General features: G+C 70.1%; 19 protein-coding genes. 3 read left to right on the forward strand and 16 right to left on the reverse strand.

Translation table 11 applies throughout. From position 1 onward, the window contains the following. Nucleotides 1–2: 2 nt before the first annotated feature. Genes ACQPY0_RS41850 through ACQPY0_RS41865 form a run of 4 tightly spaced genes read right to left on the reverse strand, consistent with a single transcriptional unit; the run spans nt 3 to nt 4,103 of the window. Nucleotides 3–839 carry a carbohydrate ABC transporter permease gene (locus tag ACQPY0_RS41850; protein ID WP_432973995.1) on the reverse strand — a complete coding sequence of 279 codons (837 nt, stop codon included), beginning with the start codon at nt 837–839 and terminating at the stop codon, nt 3–5. Then, nucleotides 839–1,738 carry a carbohydrate ABC transporter permease gene (locus ACQPY0_RS41855; protein WP_432973997.1) on the reverse strand — a complete coding sequence of 300 codons (900 nt, stop codon included), beginning with the start codon at nt 1,736–1,738 and terminating at the stop codon, nt 839–841. The genes ACQPY0_RS41850 and ACQPY0_RS41855 overlap by 1 nt, the downstream gene beginning before the upstream one ends. Nucleotides 1,739–1,751: 13 nt before the next feature. Further along, on the reverse strand, nt 1,752–3,065 hold the full coding sequence (locus tag ACQPY0_RS41860; protein WP_432973999.1) for an ABC transporter substrate-binding protein: 1,314 nt from the start codon (nt 3,063–3,065) through the stop codon (nt 1,752–1,754). Nucleotides 3,066–3,095: 30 nt separating this feature from the next. Further along, nucleotides 3,096–4,103 (reverse strand): Gfo/Idh/MocA family protein, encoded by a 1,008-nt coding sequence (locus ACQPY0_RS41865; protein ID WP_432974001.1) that lies wholly within the window; start codon nt 4,101–4,103, stop codon nt 3,096–3,098. Nucleotides 4,104–4,297: 194 nt separating this feature from the next. Here ACQPY0_RS41865 and ACQPY0_RS41870 point away from each other — a divergent pair, with 194 nt between their 5' ends. After that, nucleotides 4,298–5,584 carry an aspartate aminotransferase family protein gene (locus ACQPY0_RS41870; protein ID WP_432974003.1) on the forward strand — a complete coding sequence of 429 codons (1,287 nt, stop codon included), beginning with the start codon at nt 4,298–4,300 and terminating at the stop codon, nt 5,582–5,584. A 39-nt stretch (nt 5,585–5,623) separates the two neighbouring features. Here the strand turns inward: ACQPY0_RS41870 and ACQPY0_RS41875 are convergent, their stop codons facing one another. The 3 genes from ACQPY0_RS41875 to ACQPY0_RS41885 form a co-directional block, all read right to left on the reverse strand. After that, nucleotides 5,624–6,730 (reverse strand): mandelate racemase/muconate lactonizing enzyme family protein, encoded by a 1,107-nt coding sequence (locus tag ACQPY0_RS41875; protein WP_432974005.1) that lies wholly within the window; start codon nt 6,728–6,730, stop codon nt 5,624–5,626. Nucleotides 6,731–6,824: 94 nt separating this feature from the next. After that, a complete protein-coding gene (locus tag ACQPY0_RS41880) occupies nt 6,825–8,069 on the reverse strand; it encodes a DegT/DnrJ/EryC1/StrS family aminotransferase (RefSeq protein ID WP_432974007.1) in 1,245 nt (414 codons plus the stop codon). Nucleotides 8,070–8,213: 144 nt separating this feature from the next. Next, complete coding sequence (locus ACQPY0_RS41885; protein WP_432974009.1) at nt 8,214–9,581, reverse strand: L-serine ammonia-lyase; 1,368 nt, start codon at nt 9,579–9,581, stop codon at nt 8,214–8,216. 291 nt (nt 9,582–9,872) lie between these two features. On the opposite strand from ACQPY0_RS41885, the gene ACQPY0_RS41890 reads away from it, so the two are divergent. Beyond that, complete coding sequence (locus tag ACQPY0_RS41890; protein ID WP_432974011.1) at nt 9,873–10,289, forward strand: nuclear transport factor 2 family protein; 417 nt, start codon at nt 9,873–9,875, stop codon at nt 10,287–10,289. Nucleotides 10,290–10,306: 17 nt separating this feature from the next. Here the strand turns inward: ACQPY0_RS41890 and ACQPY0_RS41895 are convergent, their stop codons facing one another. The 6 genes from ACQPY0_RS41895 to ACQPY0_RS41920 all read right to left on the reverse strand — a co-directional run bounded on the left by ACQPY0_RS41895 (nt 10,307) and on the right by ACQPY0_RS41920 (nt 16,389). After that, complete coding sequence (locus ACQPY0_RS41895; protein ID WP_432974013.1) at nt 10,307–11,233, reverse strand: alpha/beta hydrolase; 927 nt, start codon at nt 11,231–11,233, stop codon at nt 10,307–10,309. A 15-nt stretch (nt 11,234–11,248) separates the two neighbouring features. Continuing rightward, complete coding sequence (locus ACQPY0_RS41900; RefSeq protein ID WP_432974015.1) at nt 11,249–12,388, reverse strand: ABC transporter ATP-binding protein; 1,140 nt, start codon at nt 12,386–12,388, stop codon at nt 11,249–11,251. A 23-nt stretch (nt 12,389–12,411) separates the two neighbouring features. Then, the gene (locus tag ACQPY0_RS41905) at nt 12,412–13,710 is read right to left on the reverse strand and encodes an ABC transporter substrate-binding protein (protein ID WP_432974017.1); all 1,299 of its coding nucleotides are present in this window, start codon (nt 13,708–13,710) and stop codon (nt 12,412–12,414) included. Nucleotides 13,711–13,742: 32 nt separating this feature from the next. Continuing rightward, entirely contained in the window at nt 13,743–14,576 is an 834-nt protein-coding gene (locus ACQPY0_RS41910) for a carbohydrate ABC transporter permease (RefSeq protein ID WP_432974019.1), read from the reverse strand. Then, a complete protein-coding gene (locus tag ACQPY0_RS41915) occupies nt 14,573–15,493 on the reverse strand; it encodes a carbohydrate ABC transporter permease (protein WP_432974021.1) in 921 nt (306 codons plus the stop codon). The genes ACQPY0_RS41910 and ACQPY0_RS41915 overlap by 4 nt, the downstream gene beginning before the upstream one ends. Before the next feature lie 179 nt (nt 15,494–15,672). After that, nucleotides 15,673–16,389, reverse strand: a complete 717-nt coding sequence (locus ACQPY0_RS41920; RefSeq protein ID WP_432995585.1) for an alpha/beta fold hydrolase — start codon at nt 16,387–16,389, stop codon at nt 15,673–15,675. A gap of 62 nt (nt 16,390–16,451) precedes the next feature. Between ACQPY0_RS41920 and ACQPY0_RS41925 the strand changes: the two genes are divergently transcribed. Beyond that, on the forward strand, nt 16,452–17,357 hold the full coding sequence (locus ACQPY0_RS41925) for an IclR family transcriptional regulator (protein WP_432974023.1): 906 nt from the start codon (nt 16,452–16,454) through the stop codon (nt 17,355–17,357). 22 nt (nt 17,358–17,379) lie between these two features. On the opposite strand, the gene ACQPY0_RS41930 is transcribed toward ACQPY0_RS41925, so the two are convergent. Genes ACQPY0_RS41930 through ACQPY0_RS41940 form a run of 3 tightly spaced genes read right to left on the reverse strand, consistent with a single transcriptional unit; the run spans nt 17,380 to nt 20,508 of the window. Next, nucleotides 17,380–18,198 carry a metallophosphoesterase family protein gene (locus ACQPY0_RS41930; RefSeq protein ID WP_432974025.1) on the reverse strand — a complete coding sequence of 273 codons (819 nt, stop codon included), beginning with the start codon at nt 18,196–18,198 and terminating at the stop codon, nt 17,380–17,382. Nucleotide 18,199: 1 nt separating this feature from the next. Further along, nucleotides 18,200–19,513 carry an aspartate aminotransferase family protein gene (locus ACQPY0_RS41935; RefSeq protein WP_432974027.1) on the reverse strand — a complete coding sequence of 438 codons (1,314 nt, stop codon included), beginning with the start codon at nt 19,511–19,513 and terminating at the stop codon, nt 18,200–18,202. Further along, entirely contained in the window at nt 19,510–20,508 is a 999-nt protein-coding gene (locus tag ACQPY0_RS41940; protein WP_432974029.1) for an LLM class flavin-dependent oxidoreductase, read from the reverse strand. The genes ACQPY0_RS41935 and ACQPY0_RS41940 overlap by 4 nt, the downstream gene beginning before the upstream one ends. Nucleotides 20,509–20,538: the final 30 nt, after the last annotated feature.

A 20,538-nucleotide genomic window follows, 5' to 3' on the forward strand; every position in this document is an offset into this window, starting at 1 on the left:
GTTCATCCCTTCAACGCGCCCGCGGTGAGACCGCGGGCGATCCGTTCCTGTGCCACGGCGAACAGCACCAGCACCGGGATCATCGTGATCACGAGGCCGGCGAAGAGCTCCACCCAGTTCGCCGCGTACTGGGCGTTGACCTGGAGGCCGAGAATGCCGACCGGCACGGTCTGCGCGTCGTCGCTGGTGAGGAACACCAGGGCGAAGAAGAACTCGTTCCATGTGGTGAGCGTGTTGAGCACCGCGACGCTGGTGACCGCCGGCATCGCCTGCGGCAGCACGACCCGGAAGAACGTCCGGCTCGCCGAGGCACCGTCGACGTAGGCCGCCTCCTCCATCTCCTTCGGCAGGGAGGCGAAGAAGCTGATGAGGACGAACACGTTGAACGGGATCTGCGAGGCGATGTAGACCAGGATCAGGCCGTTGAGCGACCCGAGCAGGCCCAGGTCCCGCAGCATGAAGTAGAGCGGGACGACGACCAGGAATCCGGGCATCATCAGCCCGCTGAGAAGGACCAGCCGGACCAGTTGCCGCCCCGGGAAGGAGACCCGGGCCAGCACGTAGGCCGCCATCACCGACAGCAGCAGCCCCACGGTCACGCTGACCGATGTCGTGTAGAGGCTGTTGACGAAGAACCGGCCGATCTTCGCCGTGGTCCAGGCGTCGGCGTAGTTGCCGAACTCCAGTGACTTCGGCAGCGACCACGGGCTCGTGGCGAAGAACTCCGGGTTGGTCTTGAGCGAGACCATCACGCACCAGACGAAGGCGCCCACCGAACCGAGGCAGTAGGACACCAGCGCCAGGTGCAGCGCGATGCGCCGGGAACGGGCTGCCACCATCAGTACTGCTCGCTTTCGCGCCGGGAGAACCGGTTCACGGCCAGGGTCAGGATCAGGATCGCGCCGAAGAGGACCACCGCGATCGCCGCCGCGTAGCCGAATCGGCCCTCGGTGAATGCCACCCCGTAGAGGTAGGTGCCGATGACCTCGGTCGACTTGAGTGGTCCGCCACCGGTCATGGCGATGATGAAGGCGAACGTCTGCAGGCCCTGGATCATCCAGAGAATCAGCAGCGTGCGGGTCACGTCCCAGATCAGCGGCCAGGTCACGTACCGGAAGATCTGCCAGCCCGACGCCCCGTCGAGCGTGGCGGCCTCCCGTAGCTCCACCGGTACCCGTTCCAATGCGGCGGCGAACAGCATCGTCCAGATGCCCACCCCGTGCCAGACCGCGGCCAGGACCACCATCAGCATTGCGGTCGAGGTGCTGCCCAGCAGTTCGAAGTCGGCCAGCCCGTCGAGCCCGACCAGCCGCAACGCCTCGGGAATGAACCCGAAGGTGGGGTTGAGCAGAAACTTCCACAGCAGCGCCGCGGTGGTGACCGACAGCGCGACCGGCGCCAGGATCAGGAACCGGTAGAACTTGCCGCCGCGGAGCTTCTGCGTGACGGCGGCGAAGAACAGTGCCGCCGGGAAGAGGATGAGCGCGCCGAGCACGGTGAACATGACGGTGTTGCCGATGGTGGACCGGAACAGCCGGTCCGACGCCAGGTCGGTGAAGTTGCCGAGGCCGACGAAGTTGGGAACCTTGACCCCGTCCCAGTCGGTGACGGCGACGTAGAACGTGCTGAACGCCGGATAGAGCATGAAGAACCCGTAGACGGCGAGGACCGGCAGCAGGAAGGGCAGCACCAGACGCCGTTTCTGGCGCTCCACGATCCCTGCCCGCTGCCGTCTCATCGCCATGAACCCCTTAACCGCGGGCCTTCTTCAGTCCGTCGTTGATGCTCTGCACGGTCGTCGGCGCGTCGGCCTGCCCGAAGAAGAGCTTCACGACCGCCTGGCCGTAGGCGTCCTTGACCGCCGCCGGCTCCGCCAGGATGCCCAGGTTGGTCAGCGTGAAGGCGTTCGCCTGCTTGAGCATCTCGGCCTGCGCCTCGAAGCCCTTCGGCGCGGCGACACCCTCGTAGCCGGAGATGTTGCCGGTCTCGGCGACGAAGGCTTCCTGGTTGGACTTCTCCGCCACGAACCGCAGCCACTCGACGCCCAGCGCCGGGTTCTTGGACTGCTTGGCCACCGTCTGCACGTTGACCCCGCCGTAGACGCCGGTCTGGTCGCCGGACGCCCCCGGGACGGTCGGGAACGCGAACGTGCCCACCTCGAAGTCGGCCGGGATGCTCTGCTTCATCTCACCGATGAGCCAGGAGCCCATCAGGATCATCGCGGCCTTGCCCTGGAAGAAGGCGAGTTGCGCGGCGGTGAAGTCAGCCGATTTGAACCCGTCCATGAAGTAGCCGGAGCTGACCATCTTGTGCAGGTCCGCCACCGCTTCGGCAGCACCGGGAAGCGACGCGAAGTCCTTCTTGCCGGCGATGGCGTCGAGCGTGTTCTGCGTGCCGCTGCGCCGCATCAGCAGGTAGTCCAGGTACTGCTGCATGTACGGCGCGAAGGTGCCGGTGACGGCAAAGGGCGCCACCCCGGAGGCCTTGACCTTGTCGGCCACCTCGAACAGCTCCGGAAGGGTCTTCGGTGGGCTGACGCCGAGCTGCTGAAAGACCTTCTTGTTGTAGAAGAACTGGATGGTGGTCACCGATTCGGGTGCGGCGTAGTAGGTGCCGTCGGGGCCGGTGATGAGTGTGCGGACCGCCGGCAGCACCGCGTCCTTCCACGGCTTGTCGAATCCGGTCAGGGTCTTGCTCATGGCGTCACTGAGCGGCTGGACCTGGCCGGCCTCCACGTACTTCATGCCGTCGGGGTTGCCCGCCAGCCGGCCGAAGAAGCCGTAGTTCACCTCCGGCGGGTTGCCCGCCCGCCACCTGGCCTGAATCTTCGGAACGTCCTGCCCGCCGCCGAAGACGAGCTTGACCTTCGCGCCGGGGAAGCGGCCCTCGAACTGCTTGGCCAGCCCCTCCAGGCGTTTGTATTCCGGCGAGCCCTCGGGATAGAAGCTGACGACCTCGAACTCACCGGTCAGGTTGGCCGGCTTGTCGTCGCCGCTCTTCGCGTCGTTGCCCTGGGTGAAGCAGCCGGTCAGCGTGAGCGACACGGCTACGGCCGCGGCGCCCATGCGTACAAGCTCTCGTAACCTCATCGGGTCTCACTCTCCAATGTCGACAGTTACCGGCTGCCCGCTTCGCCACGACGTGTCGATCGCGGTCAGTACCTCCGTGACATGCACCGAACTGTCCACTGTGACCAGTGGCGGGGTGTTGTCCAGCGCCGCGTCCACGAAGTGCGTGACCGCGGCGGCCACGGAACCGGACGGCTTGCCGCCGACCCGGCCGGCGAGCTGGTTGCGGGGATAGCTGAAGCGGTCCGGAGTGGCGATCTCAATCTGCTCCCGCTTGCGGTCGAGGTGGACCACCGCGTCGGCGAAGATCAGCTCCAGGAACGAGTCGGTCATGGTGGGGAAGGTGTCGGGATACGTCCAGCACGCCTCGAGGGTGGCGACCGCGCCGCCGGCGAACTGGATCTGCGCCTGGACCGCGTCCGGCGTGTCGATGCCGTGCTCGCGCAGCACACCGTGCACAGCGCTGGCGTACACCCGCACGACGCGATCGTCGAAATACCACAGCAGCAGGTCGAGGTCGTGGCTGGAGAGGAAGAACGACGGCGTTGTCTGCCCGGCCCAGCCGATCATCTGCGTGGGAACGGACAGGGTGTCGTTCTTGCGGGCGTAGGCCAGCACGGGACGGCGCCCGGCGGTCTGCTCGTGCGCCTGCCAGTAGGCGGGCACCCAGCGGTGGTTGAACAGGGTCATGACGGTGACCCCTGCCGCGTTCGCGGCGTCCCGGATGCGCCGGGCGTCCGCCACCGTGGTCGCCAGCGGCTTCTCGATGAGCACGTGCTTGCCGGCCTCGATGGCGGCCAGCGCGGGGGCGGTGTGCAGGTGATCGGGGGTGGCCACGAGCACCGCGCCGATGGCCGGATCCGCGGCCATCGACGGCACGTCGGAGTAGACCGGCGCGTCGCCGAGCCCGGTCGCGCGGGCCGGATCGCGGCTGACCCAGCCACCGACGGCACTGCGATGATACGAGTTCAACACAGCGGCATGCGTGCGCGCCATGATTCCTGTCCCCACGACGCCGACGGTCAACCGATCCACGCCCTGCCTCCTTACCCCGTGTGCTGTCCGATGACCGTAAGTTGCGATCAACAGATGGACAAGCGCGCTTCCTGTGATCCCAGGCGCTTTGTTGTCCTGCTGGTCCCGAGTTTTTGGTCGACCTTGACAGATCCCGCGCGGCCCGGCCTACGGTCATCCGGCGGATACCGCCACGAAGACGGAGAGTGACATCAATGAGCAGCGCCGAACTCTACGAACGCGCACAAAAGGTACTAGCCGGCGGTGTCTCCAGCGACGCCCGACGCAGCCAGTTCGTGCCCCTGTACGTGGACCGGGCCCACGGCGCGCATCTGTGGGACGCCGACGGCACCGAATACGTCGACTACGTCCTCGCGCAGGGTCCGATGGTGCTGGGGCACTCCGCACCCGCCGTGGTGGACGCGGTGAATCAGCAGCTCACCCGGGGTCAGGCCTATGCCGCCCAGCACGAGCTGGAGGTGATCGCCGCCGAGCTGGTCTGCCGCCTGGTCCCCTGCGCGGAGCTGATCCGGTTCAACACCGTCGGCTCCGAGGCGGTGATCGGCGCCTGGCGCATCGCCCGGGGCGCCACCGGACGGCAGAAGATCCTCAAGTTCGAGGGGCACTACCACGGGTGGCTCGACGCCGCGCTCTGGAGCCTGCACCCGGCGCTGGACAGCGCCGGACCGGCCCGGTCCCCGCGGCCGGTGCCCGGCAGCGGCGGCCAGCAGCTCAGCGCGGGCACGGACCTGATCGTCGCGCCGTGGAACGACGCCGAGGCGCTCACCGCGCTGATGTCCCAGCACGGTCACGACGTCGCCGCCGTGGTCATGGAACCGGTGCTGTGCAACACCGGCTGCATCGCCCCGGTGCCCGGGTTCCTCGACACCGTGCAGCGCCTCTGCCGCGAACACGGCGCGCTGCTCATCTTCGACGAGGTGATCACCGGATTCCGGCTGGCGCCCGGCGGTGCGCAGGAGCACCTGGGGGTCGTCCCGGACCTGGCCGTGTTCGGCAAGGCCATCGCCGGCGGGCTGCCGGTCGCCGCCATCGCGGGCAAGGCGTCCGTGATGGAGCTGGTGACCCGGGGCGAGGTCGGGCACGCGGGCACCTTCAACAGCAACCCGCTCGGGATGGCGGCCGCGGTCGGCAACCTCACCGTCCTGGATCGCGACCGGGACCGGATCTACCCGCACCTCTACGCGACGGGACGGCGCCTCATGGACGGCATCCGGTCCGCCGCCGCCGACGCCGGGGTGCCGATGCTCGTCGACGGCCCGGGACCGGTGTTCCAGACCTATTTCACGGCATCCGGCTCGGTCCTCGACTACCGCGACTTCGCCGCCACCGACCGGGCCGCCGCCGCCCGGTTCCACCGGGCGCTGTTCACCCGCGGCATCAACATCGTGCCGCGCGGGCTGTGGTTCCTCTCCGTCGCCCACACCGACGCCGACGTCGACCGCACCGTGGAGATCGTCGCCGAAGCGCTGCGCGAGGTGTGAGATCGCGGGCGGCGCTCCGGCGCCGCCCGCGGCACCGGACTACTCGATCCGCAGCGCGTCGAGCGCGTTCTCGTCGATCTCCACGCCGAGCCCCGGACCGTCCGGGGCGTAGAGGAACCCGTCCTCGATCCGGGGCGGGTTCAGCACGATGTCACGCGGATAGCGCAGCGGTCCCACCACGTCCGACTCGTACGCCAGGTTCGGCACGGCCACGCCGACGTGGGCGCACGCCGCCGTCGCCAGTCCCATCTCGCACTGGCTGCCCAGCAACCCGGTCAGCCCCGCCGATTCGGCGGCCGCGAACGCCTTCCACGCCTGCAGCGGCCCGCCCATCTCCACGACGTAGACGTTGAGCACGTCCGCCGCGCCCCGCCGGACGATCTCACCGATGTCGCGCAGTTCCCAGCACGACTCGTCCAGCAGCAGCGGCGTCGCCAGGCGGTCGCGCAGCCGCGCCATCTCGTCCAGGTCACGCACCGGCAACGGCTGCTCGATGAGCTGGAGCCCGAACTCCTCCAGCGGTCGCAGCGCGGCGAACGCCTCGCCCGCCGAACGGTAGGCCATGTTGGCGTCCACCTTGATGGCCACCCCGTCGCCGACCGCCGAGCGCACCGCCGCCACCGCGTCCCGGTCCACTTCCCCCGGCCGGCCCACCTTCAGCTTGACGGTACGGAACCCCTGCTCCACCGCCCACGACGCGGCGTCGGCGGTGTCGGCCGGCGTGCCCCACGGGATCGGCCACGCCATCGGGACGCGGTCCCGCACCCGTCCGCCCAGCAGCCGGTACACCGGAACACCCGCCGCCTTGCCCGCGATGTCCAGCAGTGCCATCTCCACCGCGGCCCGCGCCGCGTGTGCGCCGTCCGGGGTGATGTGCAGGACCCGCTGCATCGCCATCGCGCACGCCGACACGTCCCGCGGGTCCAGCCCCACCAGTACCGGCGCCAGGCTCCGCGCCACATCGCCGCAGAGTGCCCGCCCGACCCGGCCCCAGGACATCGCAATCTCGCCCCAGCCCACGACGCCGGCGTCGGTGTCGATCCGCACCACGCCGAACTCGCTGACGCTGATGGCGCCCTGGCTCGCCACCATCGGCACCTGCCTGGGCACCTGCACCGCAACCGCGGTGACCTCAGTGATCCGCATGCGTACCGACCCTAACCGCGGCTCACGGCGGCGCAGCGGATTCCGTGGCATCCGCACAAGCCCCGGCCCTGTGCACGACAAGAACGGTGCCCGGCTAGAAAACGCCATGCTTGGACGCCGCGTGCACCTTGCGCACCGCCGCGGCGATGTCGTCCACGTCGGACGTCGTGTAGTTCTCGTTCCACGGCAGCATCACCAGCGTGTGCTCGATCAGCCGCTCCGCCTCCGGGCACAGCCCGGGCGGGTAGTGCCATTCGTGCCGCGCCGGTGGGCTGGTCAACGGAAAACCCGACCGGCCGTAGGTCCGTCGCTGCGCGAGCGCCGGATACCGGTACACCGGCATCTTGAGCCAGCCCGCGTGCGCGGTGACCCCCTCGGCCGTCAACGCCTGTGCCCACCGCTGGTTGCCGCCTCCCGGCAGGATCAGCGGCACGACCCACCAGGCGTGGTCGTGCGGGTTCGCGGGCATCCGCACGCCCTCGAGGCCGGCCACCGCGTCACACAGCCGGGTGGCGAGCTGCCGGCGCTGCCGCACCACGCCGGGCAGCCGGCGCAACTGGACGCCCGCCACGGCCGCGGTCAGGTTGGTCATCCGGTAGTTCATCGCCAGGAAGAGATGGGTCCGCCCGTCCTCCCGCGGCCACGCCTTGTCCGCGAAGAGCCGCATCCGCTCGGCCAGCGCCGCGTCCGACGTGATCACCAGTCCGCCATCGCCCGAGGTCACATGCTTGTACTGCTGCAGGCTGAAGCAGCCGGCATGCCCGTAGCCGCCCACGGGCCGGCCGTCGCCGGGCGGCCGGGCCAGGTACGCCTGCGCGCAGTCCTCGATGAGCACGATCCCGTGCTCATCGGCGAGCGCCCGCAGCTCCCGCACCGGCGCCGCGGCCCCGAAAAGGTGCACCACCACGATGGCCCGGGTGCGCGGCGACAGGCAGGCTCGCACCGACTCCACCGTCAGGTTGCCGGTGGCCGGGTCCACATCGGCGAAGACCGGCACCGCGTTCTGGGCCAGGATCGCGATGACGGTCCCGAAGTCCGTCAGCGGCGTCGTGATGATCTCGTCCCCGGGCTCCGGGTCGACGGCCGCCACCGCCAGATGCAACGCCGCGGTCCCCGAGGAGCAGGCCACCGCGTGCGGCACCCCGTGCAGCCGCGCCATCGCCGATTCCAGGTCCTCGAGCCACGGCCCGCCACAGGTGGCGTTGAGCACCGCACTGTCCAGCACGGCGAGCACAGCCTCCCGCTCCTGCTCGCCGAACGTGCGCCCGCCGGGCTCGAGGACACCGGGAAACGGCCGGGCCCGCACCGGCGTGCCCCCGTCGATCGCCAATCGCTCCACCCACGGCAGGCTAGTCGCGCGTCCGTGCCCTGACAGGAGGCATTCTTGTTCTCCGGGTGGAACCTGGTACTCCTGATGGCACCGCTCGCTGGGTACGGAGCACTACGACAGCTGCGGAGCCGACAAGATCGCGCCGGTGACGGCTCAGCACTCCACGACGTTCACCGCAAGCCCGCCGCGGGCCGTCTCCTTGTACTTGACCTTCATGTCGGCCCCGGTCTCCCGCATCGTCTTGATCACCTTGTCCAGGCTGACGATGTGCCGGCCGTCGCCGCGCAGCGCGATCCGAGCAGCGTTGATCGCCTTCACCGCCGCCATCGCGTTGCGCTCGATGCACGGCACCTGGACCAGCCCGCCGACCGGGTCGCAGGTCAGGCCGAGGTTGTGCTCCATCCCGATCTCCGCCGCGTTCTCCACCTGGGCCGGCGTCCCGCCCAGCACCTCGCACAGCGCGCCGGCGGCCATCGAACAGGCCGACCCGACCTCGCCCTGGCAGCCCACCTCGGCCCCGGAGATCGACGCGTTCTCCTTGTACAGCACACCGATCGCGCCCGCGCACAGCAGGAAGCGCACCACCCCGTCGTCGGACGCGCCCGGGCAGAACCGCGAGTAGTAGTGCAGGACAGCCGGCAGCACCCCGGCGGCGCCGTTGGTCGGGGCGGTGACCACCCGCCCGCCGGCCGCGTTCTCCTCGTTGACCGCAAGCGCGAACAGGTTCACCCAGTCCATGACGCGCAACGGGTCGGTCGCGAACGGCTCCGAGCACAGCCTGCGATACAGCTCAGGGGCACGGCGCGGCACCTTCAACCCGCCGGGCAGTGTCCCCTCGCTCGTCCAGCCGTGCTGCACGCACTCCTGCATCACAGCCCAGATCCGCAGTAACCCGGCCCGCACCTCGGTCTGCGAACGCCACGCGGTCTCGTTGGCCAGCATCACCCCGCTGATCGACAGCCCGGTCTCGGCGCAGCGCCGCAGCAGCTCGGCGGCGGTCGAGAACGGATAGGGCAGCTCGGTGTCGTCGGCCTTGATCCGGTCGGCGCCGGCCGCCGACTCGTCGATCACGAAGCCGCCGCCGACCGAGTAGTAGGTACGCTCGCGCACCAGCCGATCGCCGGCGAAGGCGGAGAAACGCATCCCGTTGGGGTGGTAGGGCAGCGTCTGACGCCGGTGCAGGACGAGGTCATCCTTGGCGAACGCGACCAGGTGCTTGCCCAGCACCTCCACCTGCCCGGCGGCGCGGACCGCGTCCGCCCGGTCGATGGCAGTGCGGGTGTCGACGGTCTCCGGACGCTCACCCAGCAGGCCGAGCACGACCGCCCGGTCGCTGCCGTGGCCGTGCCCGGTGGCGCCGAGCGAGCCGAACAGCTCAGCCCGCACGCGCGTCACCTCCCCGAGCGACCCGTCGTCGGCCAACCCCTCGACGAACGTCCGTGCGGCGCGCATTGGCCCCACCGTGTGCGACGACGACGGCCCGACACCGATCGAGAACAGGTCGAAAACGCTGATGGCCATGAGCTACTTCCGGTGCGGGATATTCAGCGGTCGGACACACCGTATTCCAGAACCTCACCGCGGGGTAGGTCGATACTTGCGCTGATCGGGCTCGGCTTGCGGTTCCGGCCGGCCGCGCCAGCCAGCGGTGAGCCCGCAGGACAGGCTCATAGTTGCGACGAGGGATCGATCTTGCTCTCGCGCACCCGATCAGCATCCCGGATCGTCGCCGCGCACATAAGCTGCGGTGTCGAGGTTGCCGGGTGCGGACCCAGCGCGCCGCGACCTGCTCCGCTGTCACGAAGGGATCGAATGGCGATGACTCACCAAGGAGTGGCCGCGATCGAAGTCGTCACCCGGTTCTACGAAGCGCTGGCGCGCCGCGATTGGACGATGGCGGAGACCTGCTTCGCCCCCGATGCAAGTTGGCACCTGCCCGGAAACAGCCGAATCGCGGGCGACCATATCGGCTGGACGGCGATCCGAGAGGATTTCCTCGCTCAACTGGGTCCGCTGTCGGGAGACAGTTTCCGAGCAGCGCTGCTCGACGTCGCAGTGGGTCAGCACTACGTCGTCGCCATCCAACACGCGACCGGAGCCCGCGATGACCGAGGACTGGACGTCACGGGCTGCCAGTTGATCACGTTCCGCGACGGTCTCATCTCGGCGGTACGGGGACACTACTCTGACCAACAGGCGCTTGATGCGTTCTGGGACGCCGGCAGCTGACGCACTACAACCGGCCGCTACGCGAAGGCTTGTTGGAGGCTGTGGATGATGTCGTCGAGGATGCGTGCGGCCGCTGGGATGGTGCCGGGTATGCGGTACGCGCCGTGGATGAGGCCGGGCTCGCGGATCTGCACCACGCGCACGCCGTCGGCCCGCAGGCGTGCGGCGTATGCCTCGCCGGAGTCGCGGATGGGGTCGTACTCGACGGTCACGACGTGAGCGGGGGCGACGCCGTCGAGTGATGCCGGGTGGTTCAGGGGGAAGACTTCGGGGTCGCGCCAGTCGGCCTCGCGGGTCAGGTACTGCTGGAGGTACCAGTCCATCGCCCGTGTCGTCAGGCCGTAGCCGTCCGAGTACTCGCGCATGGAGGGTCTTGACGGGTCATGGTCGGCGACCGGATAGACGAGGAACTGCAGGCGCAGCGGGAGCCCGGCGTCGCGGGCCCGGATGGCCATGACCGCGGCTATGCCGCCGCCGGCACTGTCGCCGCCGACCGCGACGCGCGCCGCGTCTCCGCCAAGCGTTTCGGCGTTGCGGTACGCGTACTCGAGCGCGTGCCAGGAGTCGTCGATCGCGGCGGGGTACGGGTGCTCCGGCGCCAGGCGGTAGTCGACGGCGACGACGACGGCCGGTGTGCGTGCGGCGATGGCGCGGCACACGCTGTCCTGGGTGTCGAGGTCGCCGAAGACGTATCCGCCGCCGTGGAAGTGCAGGACGATCGGCAGCGGGGCGGTGGCGTCGGGGCGGTAGACCCGGATGGGTGGCCCGCCGGGTACCCGCGAGTCCGCCACCGTGGCGACGGCGTCGCGCGGGCCGAACGCCGCGCCGGCGGCATCGCCTTGGCCGCGCCGGACCGCGTCGATGCTGTATCCGCCGTCGAGCACCTTGGCGACGTACGACGTCGTGTTGGCGAGGTACGCCGCGGCATCGGGGTTCAGGGGCACGGTGGCCGCCGCCTTTCAGATCGTCGCCTCGTGGGTGGCAGGAGTGAGCGCGCGCGGGGCGGGGGACAGTCGCTCGCCGTCGGGTCCGAACAGGGACAGGTATCGTAGCTTGACCCGGAGTGTGGCCACATTGGACGGCCGCCGGTCGGCCGAGATGCGTACCTGAGCGGGTTCTGCCCCGATCAGGACGGAGAGGAGCCGTTCGCGGCCGATGAGCTCGCTGTCCTCCACCCGGCCGGTGAACTCGATCTCGTCGTCGGGCCGCGGCTCGCTTTCCCCGGGCACGACCCAGTCTTCCGGACGCACGCCGACGGTGGCGACGGCGGACGTGTCGTACCCGTCCGGCAGGCGCCCGAGGACGGCGTCGCGTACGGCGGGGTCACTCATCGACAGCAAGTTCATGCCGCCGAGGAACCGTGCGACGAAGTCGGTGGCCGGGAGGCGGAAGACCGTCTCCGGGTGGTCGTTCTGGACGATGCGGCCGTCTCGCATGACGACCAACCGGTCGGCCAGCGCCAGCGCCTCGCTCTGATCGTGGGTGACGTAGACGGTGGTGGTGCCGGTGGCCCGCTGCATTGCGCGGATCTCCTTGCGCATCGTCACGCGCAACTCGGCGTCCAGGTTGGACAGTGGTTCGTCCATGAGCAGCACGCCCGGGCGTCTGACCAGGGCGCGGCCGATGCCGACCCGTTGCTTCTGCCCACCGGAGAGCTGGCCCGGGCGCTTGCCGAGATACGGCTCCAGGCGCAGCATCGCGGCGACCTCGGCGACCGCGGCCCGGCGCGCTGCCCGCGGCATGTTCGCCATCCGGAGCGGAAACTCGATGTTGGCGTACGCGGTCTTGTTGGGGTAGAGGCCGTAGTTCTGGAAGACCATGGCGATGTCCCGGTCGCCGGCGGCCGTGGCGGTGACGTCCCGGCCGTCCAGGGCGATGCTGCCGGCGGTCGCCGGCTCGAGTCCCGCGAGGCAGCGCAGCAGGGTGGTCTTGCCCGAGCCGGAGGCGCCCAGCAGCACGACGAACTCGCCCGGCAGACAGGTCAGGTCGATGTCGCGCAGGGCCTGGGTCCCGTCGGGATAGACCTTGTTCAGCGCCGAGACGGCGATGCGGTGGCCACGGGCGGAGCTGCCGTCCGGCGGGCCCGGTGTTGTCGTCATACGAATGGTCTTCCGGTCGTCGATCACTTGGGGAGTAGGGCGGCGCCGGCGCTGGCCGCCTCGTCGAGGGCCGCCTTCGCGCTCTTCTTGCCGAGCAGGGCGGCGGTGATGGCGTCGTCGAGCAACTTGTTGATCTGGTTGGCGTTGTTGCCTGGGAAGTTCTGCCACGGTACGAGCGTCTTGAGCTCCGCGACGCTGGGGGCGACCAGCGGATCCGCCGCGGCCTTGCGCGCGGCCTCGCTGTTGACCGGCAGGTATCCGCTGGTAGTGACCATCTGCCCTTGGGCCTGGGGTCCGAGCAGCGCGGCCAGTACCGTCGCCGCCTGCTGCTGCTTGGCCTTGTCTTTGGTGATGATGACGAGTGCGCCGCCGCCGGGCGGGGTGCGGGGCTGCCCGCCGTCGGGTACCGGCATCGGCGCCGCGGCGAGGGAGGCGCCGAGCGACTTGCTGATCAGGGTCCGCACGGACGACGGGTTGAGCACCATCGCGAGGTCACGCCGGGTCAGTGCGTCGTCGATCTGCTGCAGGGTGCCGGGCATGCTGAGCTTGTCGGCCACCAGCTTGGCCCAGTACTCCAGCACCTGCACCCCGGGCGTCTCGTTGAACGTTATCTTCGTGCCGTCCGCGTTGATCATGGAGCCGCCGTTGGAGAGCAGGTAGTTCTGGAAGACCCAGTTGCCGGAGCTCTGCATGAGGCTGGTCGCGACGCCGTACCGTGCGGCCTTGGCGGTCACGATTCGCTCGGAGTACTCGCGCAGCTGGGAGAAGGTCCGAGGCGGCTGGTCGGGGTCGAGGCCGGCCGCGCGGAAGATGTCCTTGTTGTAGAAGAGGGTCATCGTGGACACTCCCCACGGCACGCCGACGAGCTTTCCGTCGATGCGGCCGGCGGCCAGGATGGCGGGGTCGAAGGCGCCGGCGTCGAAGCCGGCGGCCGGCAGCAGCTCGTCGAGGGGCTGGGCGATCTTGTTGGCGTGGTAGTACGGGAGCATGTTGATCCCGACCATCGCGATCTCCGGTACCCGGCCGGCGGTGATGTCCTGCTGGAGCCGGGTGTCGACGTCTGGCCAGTTCGACCCGCTCGCGAGCTCCACCTCGACCTCGGGAAGGCCGGCGATGTCGGCGAACGCGGCGTTGACCGGCGCGGTGACGGTCGCGTAGTTCGGCACCAGGAGAGTCTGTTTGCCGCCCCCGCCGGACCCGCCGCTGCCGGATCCGCTTCCTCCGCCGCAGGCGGCGAGCAGGGTCGCGGCCGCGCCGGACGAGAGGAGGCCGAGGAAGCCGCGGCGGGTGTGTGTGCCGGGAACGGGCCCGTATGTAGGCATGGATGCTCCTTGAGGACGACAGCCGGTGGCTTTCACTCGCCACCGCTGGTGAGTTGTAGCCCGCGGACGAGATGTCGCTGGGCGACGAGGTAGAGGGCGATGAGGGGGGCGATGGCCAGGATCGCGGCGGCCATCTGCTGGCCGTAGCTGATCGAGCTGTCCGGCCCGGCGTACTGGGCGATCGCGTACGTGACGGTGGCCGCGTCGTTCGACCGGAGCATGACCGACGGCCAGTAGAGGTCGTTCCAGTGCAGCACCACGGAGAACGTCACGAAGGCCATGATCGCGGGGCGGACGTTGGGCAGGACGATGTGCCACAGCAGCGCCACCGGCCGCGCCTTGTCGATGCGGGCGGCGTCGAAGACGCTCTGCGGGATCGACAGGATGAACTGCCGCAGCAGGAATACGCCGAAGCCGCTGCCGATCCAGGGCAGGATCAGCACCTGGTAGGTGTCCAGCCAGCCGATGCGGGACAGCGCGTAGAACAGCGGGATCGCGGTTACCTGCGCCGGCACGTTCATGCAGAGGATGACGAGCCAGAAGGCGACGCGCTCGCCGCGAAAGCGGAGCCGGGCCAACGCGTAGGCGGCGGGCAGGGCGAGCACGACCTGGAGCCCGGCGATGAGGAAGACGACCCCGAGGCTGTTGAGGTACAGGTGCGGCCAGTCCAGCGAGGCCCATGCGTCGCGGAAGTTCGCCAGCGTCCACCCGGTGAGCGAGAACGATCCCGGCCGGGTGTGTGCGGGGTCGGTGAGCGAGGTCCAGAGCATCATGACGAACGGGAACAGCTGGATCGCGGTCACAACGGTGAGGATCGCTGTGGCGATCAGCGGCGCGGGCCGGACGGCGATCCGCCTCGTGGTCATCGCGCCACCGCCGAGGCGTGGTCGCGGCCGAGCCTGAGCTGCGTGGCGATCGCGACGAGGGTGAGCACGAGCAGCAGGACGCTGACGACCGCGCCGGAGCCGATGTCGAGGTTTTCCACGCCGATCGTGTACTGCAAGTACGACAATGTCGTGCTGCTGTCCAGCGGTCCGCCCTGGGTCATGACACGTACCTGGTCGAACACGCGCAGCGCGTCACCGATCGCGATGACGGTGGCGAAGGTGCCCGCCGGTCGCAGCGCGGGGAGCGTCACGTGCCAGAACCGTTGTAGCGCCGAGGCCTTGTCCATCCGAGCGGCGTCCAGCGTCGTCGACGACACGGTGGTGAGGCCGGCCAGAAACACGATCATGCTGGACCCGATGCCGAACCAGCACCCGACGACCGCCACGGCGGCCAGCGACAGGCCGGTGGAGTTCAACCAGTCGTACGCGCCGACGGTGCGCCCCACCGTCAGGTCGAACACGCCGTCGTTGGGATAGAACAGCCAGCGCCAGACCACGGCCATCGCGGCGAGGGTGCAGGCCGACGGAAGGAAGAGCACGACCCGCCAGAACGCGCCGTGCCGCCCGACGCTGTCGATCAGCACCGCGAGCAGCAGCCCGATGACGACCTGGGCAGGCACGACCACCGCGGCGTACCCGATGGTGCGCAGCAGGGCGCCGCGCAGCGGCCCGCCGCTGATCACGGCGCGCCAGTTGTCGACGCCCACCCACTGAAGCCGCTGGCTGAGCGGGTCGAAGTGGAAGAACGACAGGGCGAGGACGGCCACGATCGGCAGCACGATGAGCGCGCTCATGGCCGCGACGGCGGGCGCCAGGAGCAGCCCGGCGGCGGACCGGCGGCCGCCGGCCGTCGCGGCGGGTGTCGCCGCTGCCGGCGGGAGCGTCTCCGTGGTCATCGCGTTCTCTCCGTTTCCTTTAAGGGAATTGACCATCCTTTGTAAGAAACACTCAACGACATCCGGCAGGCCGGGGTCAACCCGCGACCGTCCCTCCGGGCATGGATTTACTGAAGATTCACTGAGGAGCCACCATGGGCGCCGTGGCGCATCGCGCCGCGTTCACCGGTGGAGCCGGTTCACGCTTGAGCCGCGAGAATCGCCGCCGCCGTCTCGGCGGGACGGGTGACCATGAGCTCGTGGCCGGCGGCGACGTCGACGGTCTTCGCGCCGGGCAGCCGGCCCGTGAAACGCCGCGCCAGATCGATCGGCACGCAGACGTCCTCGGTGGCGGCGATGAAGGCGGTCGGCAGGCCGAGGGCGAGGAACGCCGACAGGCGCCCCGGCTCGACGCGGGCGAGGTGGGGACTGGGACGGAAATGGGTCGCGACCCAGCGCCGCTGCTGCGCCGTTCCCTCTGGCATCACCGCGGCGACCCAGGCGTCGACGTCGACCGTGCGGGAGCCGTCGGGGTGGTCGGTCGTCCCGGGAAGGGATGTCGCGGGAGGTACGACGTCAGCGAGGCGCTCGCCGTCGGCCAGTACCACCCCGGCCAGCCAGGTCACCTGCGCGATCCGGTCAGGTATCGCTTCGGCGACGCGGGGAGCGAGTACGCCGCCTTGGCTGTGCGCCACAATGTGGACGTCGCGCAACTCCTCGTGCTCGACGACGTTGACGACGTCGAGTACGAAGGTCGCGAAGTCACGGACGCACGCCCGCAGGTGCTCGCGGTCGCCGTAGCCGGTCAAGGTGGGCGCGTAGACGCGGTGACCGGCCCGGCGCAGCAGGTCGACGACGTCGCGCCAGCACCAGCCTCCGTGGCCGCCGCCGTGCAGAAGCAGAAACGTAACAGTGATAGCTTTATCCCTTACAACGGAATCGCGGCGGTACTGTCGGCCGCCCGGTCGAAGGACTTCGCTTGCGTACGCGGGAGATGCTCGACGTGTTTGCCACCCCCCAACGCGCCACCCCCGAACCCGCCACGAACGCCGAGGCGGAGCAGACCACGCGCGCCCGGGAGCCGGTTACCCGGGCCGTCCAGCTGCTCGCGTTCATGGTTGACGGCGGCAAGGAGTGCTACGGCGTCAGGGACATCGCGACCGGGCTCGGCATGCCCACCAGCAGCGTCCACCGCCTGCTCCGCCTCCTGCAGCAGGCCTCGATGGTCACCCACGAAGAGCAGGGCAGCTATTCGTTGGCGGCCGAGTTCTACCGGCTGGCGTGGAAGGCCACGTCGGGGCACGGCCTGCGGGAGGCGGCGATGCCCCACCTGCGCCGGCTCGTCGCCCAGGTCGACGAGACGGCGATGCTCGGCATGTACGACAGCAGCCGCGACCAGATGATGCTCGTCGCGTCGGTCGATTCGACGCAGCAGCTGCGCTACGTCACGGAGTTGCACCAGTGGATGCCGCTGACGCACGGCTCCACCGGGCTGGGGATCTTCTCGTTCCTCCCCGAGGAGCGGCGCGAGCAGATCATCGCCACCGAGCTGGCCGGCGCCACCGCCGAGGACATCTCCCTGGTGCGCAAGGAGGTCGAGGTGACCCGGCGGCGCGGCTACGCCCTGTACCGCCGTCACCGGGAACCGGCGACGGTCGGCATCTCCGCGCCGGTCTGGGACGCCACCGCCCGCGTCGTCGGCAACGTCTTCGTCGCGATGCCGGCCGACCGCTACCAGGCGCGCAAGGAACACTGGTTCGGCGAGCCGGTGCAGGTCGCGGCCGCGCGGATCACCCTGGCGATCGGCGGCCGGATGGACGAGACGCTGCCGCGGTCGAGCGCCGCGTGGCAGGCCTACCGCGTGGTCCTGTCGCAGCAGCCGTGACGACGTTGCGGCCACCGGCGGGCTACACGCGCTTCACAGCCGCGGAAAGCGGTCGTAGCTCGCCGAAGTAGCCGGTGCCGCCGGGTATTCCACTGTCGGCAGTCATCGCCAGTACCCGCTCGGCGTCCAGCGCCAGCTGCTTGAACTCGATGGATATCGCGTCGTCGGTCGCGGTGATCACGACGTACTCCGCGACCGCCCGGTACTCGCCGTGGGTCTCCTCGTCGGGCAGGTCGCGGGCGTCGGGCAGCCACACCGGCCACGGAAACCGGATCGGCGCCCGCCCGACGCTACCGACGTTGACGAGCGTGAAGTCGTGGTGTCTGCGCAGCATCTGCTGGTGCGAATGCCCCGATGCCAGCACGCTGGCGACCCGGCCGCCGAGCATGTCGTCGATGTCGCGCTGGCTGGTGGTGGGGAGGATGAAGTCGTAGTTGTGCCGCGGCGAGCCGTGAAAGCAGAGCAGGGTATGGGCGGCGTTGAGCGGCAGCTCGGCGGTGAGCGGGAGGCCGCCCAGGTAGGCGAGGTCGTCGTCGGTGAGCTGGGCTCGGGCCCAGGCGAGCGCTGCGACGTGCTGGTCGCGCACCGGCTTGAGCCGGCGGTGCCGCAGCGCCGGCTCCCGCTCGACGGCGCCGGGGTCGGCCAGCCAGGTGTCGCCGTTGCCGGCGACGACGGTGACGCACGCCTCGCGTACCCGGGCAAGGGTCTGGTGGGGGCAGGGTCCGTAGGCGATGTCGCCGAGGCAGGCGATCTGGTCGACGCCTTCGGACGCGAGCGCATCCAGGGTGGCGTCGAGGGCGACAGGATTGCCGTGGATGTCGGAGATGAGGCCGATCTTCATGTCAGGCTCCCGCCGGGCGGGTCACGGCCAGCGCGGCGTCCACCGCGTCGAGGGTGAGCTCCAGGTCCTCGGCGGTGTGAGCGCTGGACGTGTACCACTTCGCCCCCGGATTGACGAAGACGCCCCGGCGGATGAGCTCGACGCCGAAGCGGCGGCTCGCGGCCAGGTCGGCCCGCTGGTACGAGGCGTAGTCGACGATCGGGTGCTCGGCGAAGACCGGCTCGATGGCCGGGTCGGGGCCGATGACCTGGAGTGGGACGGATCGTCGCCGCGCGATCTCCGCGATACCGGCCCGCAGTTGGCGCCCGTGCTCGTGCGCGCGGCGCAGCGCGTCGGTGCCGACGAGCACGCGCAGGGTGGCGAGGCCGGCGACCGCGGCCAGGGGGTTGCCGTTCAACGTGCCGCTGAGCCAGATGCCGCCCTGGCCGACCGGCCGGCCGGGCGCCGCGAGCTCCATGACGTCACGCCGCCCCGCGACGGCCGCCAGCGGGAGCCCGCCGCCGAGGATCTTCCCGAGTGCGCAGAGGTCGGGCGTCACCCGGTAGTAGGTCTGTGCTCCGCCGATGTCCAGGCGGAACCCGGTCACCAGCTCGTCGAAGACGAGCAACGCGCCGGCTGCTGAGGTCAGTCGCCGCAGCTCGCCGAGGAAGCCCGGCCGGGGCTCGATCGCGCGCTGGACGGGTTCGACGATCACGGCGGCTACCTCGTGCCCGGCCAGGAGGTTCGCCACCGCGCCGGCGTCGTTGAAGGGTGCGACCAGCACGTCCTCGGCCGCGAGGCCGGGGATGCCGGCAGAGTCGGGCCGCGGGAGGGCACTGCCGGAGAGCACGGGCCTCGTCCCATGCATGACCGCGTCGTGGTAGCCGTGGAACCCGCCCTCGAACTTGACGATCTTTGTGCGGCCGGTGAAGGCGCGGGCCAGTCGCAGCGCGTAGAAGGTGGCGGCGCTGCCGTCGCCGACCAGCTTGACCGACTCGGCGCAGGGTACGAGGCGGCAGATGTGCTCGGCGAGTTCGATCGCGGGACGGTTGAGCACGTACGAGGTGCTCGTGCGGGACAGTTGCGCGCGCAGCGCCTCGGCAACGTCGGGGTGAGCGTGTCCGATCACCATCGGTCCGGAAGAGAGCACGTGGTCGACGAACTCGCGCCCACCAAGACTCGTCAGGCGCGACCCGCGCGCGTGGTCGAGGACGAAGTCGACGTCGTCGGGGAGCTTGAATGTGCCGAATCCGCCGCCGGAGATGACGCTTTTCGCCCGCGTGATGTACTGGCGGTCGAGCGCTCCGGCCGGGGCCGTGACGAGCGGTGTGTTCACGGGTTCTCCTGATGAGTGCCGCGCCCGGACGGGAGCCGCCGCAGCGCGGGGATGATGTGTTCGGCAGTGCGAAGCAGCTGGTCTTCGGCCGACCGTAAGGTGGCGAAGCGGAGGATGACCGTGCGCGCGCCGGCCTCGACGAAGGGGGCGAGCCACTCCAGGCACGCCTGCGTGTCGCCGGCGAAGAATCCCGGCCGCCGCAGGGAAAGCTCCTCGGGGTCGCACCCGTAGTACCTGACGCAGTACTCGCGCAGCTCACCCGCGGTGCGCCGCGACTGTCCAATCAGGATTGTCGGCACGAAGGCCGCGGAGAGGGCGCCGTCGGGACGGCCGTGGTCCGCCGCGCACTGCCGTATCTCGTCCCACCCGTCGCGAAACCGTGACGCGTCTTGCAGGTATGGCATCCATCCGTCGAGGTGCCGCGCGACGAGGCGCCGGGCACGCGGTCCGGTGCCGCCGAGCCAGAACGGCGGGCCGCCGGGCGTCGAGGGCCGGGGCTGTACGTCCACCGGCTCGGCGACGTCAATGAACGGGCTCTGCGGCCGGACCGCGCCTTCGGCTCCCCAGAGTCGGCGGCACACCGCGATCGTGTCCGCCATGCGCGCGAACGGCCGGTCCGCGGCGAGCCCGACCGCGGCGAACTGGTCGCTCAGGGCCGGGCCGGGCAGTCCGACGCCGGCCCCGAGCGTGAGCCGTCCGGGGGCGAGGCGGTCGAGCGAGGCGAGCACGTACGCCAGCATGACCGGGTGGCGCAGCGCCGGGATGAGCACCGATGTGCCCAGGTGCATCCGCGGGAGCCGGCCGGCGAGCGCGGCCAGCAACGACAGTCCGTCGACCCGCGCCCGGCCCAGCGGCGAGTCGCTGACCCACAGCGAGTCGTACCCGCTCGACGCGGCCATGTCGGCGAGCGCGAGCAGGCGCTCCGTGCCCAAGTCGCCGGCGACCGCGAGCTCGCGCGACGGCAGGACATAGCCGACCCGCACCGTCTCAGTCATCAGTATATTCCTTTAAACGGGACGTCAATT

This window comes from Dactylosporangium sp. CA-233914 (genome assembly GCF_050942935.1).
Classification (GTDB): domain Bacteria; phylum Actinomycetota; class Actinomycetes; order Mycobacteriales; family Micromonosporaceae; genus Dactylosporangium.

Bases quoted from the DNA above. Each gene is read 5' to 3' on its own strand.
- ACQPY0_RS41930 (WP_432974025.1), bottom strand. From the start codon at position 18,198: ATGAAGATCGGCCTCATCTCCGACATCCACGGCAATCCTGTCGCCCTC.
- ACQPY0_RS41870 (WP_432974003.1), top strand. From the start codon at position 4,298: ATGAGCAGCGCCGAACTCTACGAACGCGCACAAAAGGTACTAGCCGGC.
- ACQPY0_RS41855 (WP_432973997.1), bottom strand. From the start codon at position 1,738: ATGAGACGGCAGCGGGCAGGGATCGTGGAGCGCCAGAAACGGCGTCTG.
- ACQPY0_RS41875 (WP_432974005.1), bottom strand. From the start codon at position 6,730: ATGCGGATCACTGAGGTCACCGCGGTTGCGGTGCAGGTGCCCAGGCAG.
- ACQPY0_RS41905 (WP_432974017.1), bottom strand. From the start codon at position 13,710: ATGCCTACATACGGGCCCGTTCCCGGCACACACACCCGCCGCGGCTTC.
- ACQPY0_RS41915 (WP_432974021.1), bottom strand. From the start codon at position 15,493: ATGACCACGGAGACGCTCCCGCCGGCAGCGGCGACACCCGCCGCGACG.
- ACQPY0_RS41850 (WP_432973995.1), bottom strand. From the start codon at position 839: ATGGTGGCAGCCCGTTCCCGGCGCATCGCGCTGCACCTGGCGCTGGTG.
- ACQPY0_RS41910 (WP_432974019.1), bottom strand. From the start codon at position 14,576: ATGACCACGAGGCGGATCGCCGTCCGGCCCGCGCCGCTGATCGCCACA.
- ACQPY0_RS41890 (WP_432974011.1), top strand. From the start codon at position 9,873: ATGGCGATGACTCACCAAGGAGTGGCCGCGATCGAAGTCGTCACCCGG.
- ACQPY0_RS41900 (WP_432974015.1), bottom strand. From the start codon at position 12,388: ATGACGACAACACCGGGCCCGCCGGACGGCAGCTCCGCCCGTGGCCAC.
- ACQPY0_RS41885 (WP_432974009.1), bottom strand. From the start codon at position 9,581: ATGGCCATCAGCGTTTTCGACCTGTTCTCGATCGGTGTCGGGCCGTCG.
- ACQPY0_RS41940 (WP_432974029.1), bottom strand. From the start codon at position 20,508: ATGACTGAGACGGTGCGGGTCGGCTATGTCCTGCCGTCGCGCGAGCTC.
- ACQPY0_RS41860 (WP_432973999.1), bottom strand. From the start codon at position 3,065: ATGGGCGCCGCGGCCGTAGCCGTGTCGCTCACGCTGACCGGCTGCTTC.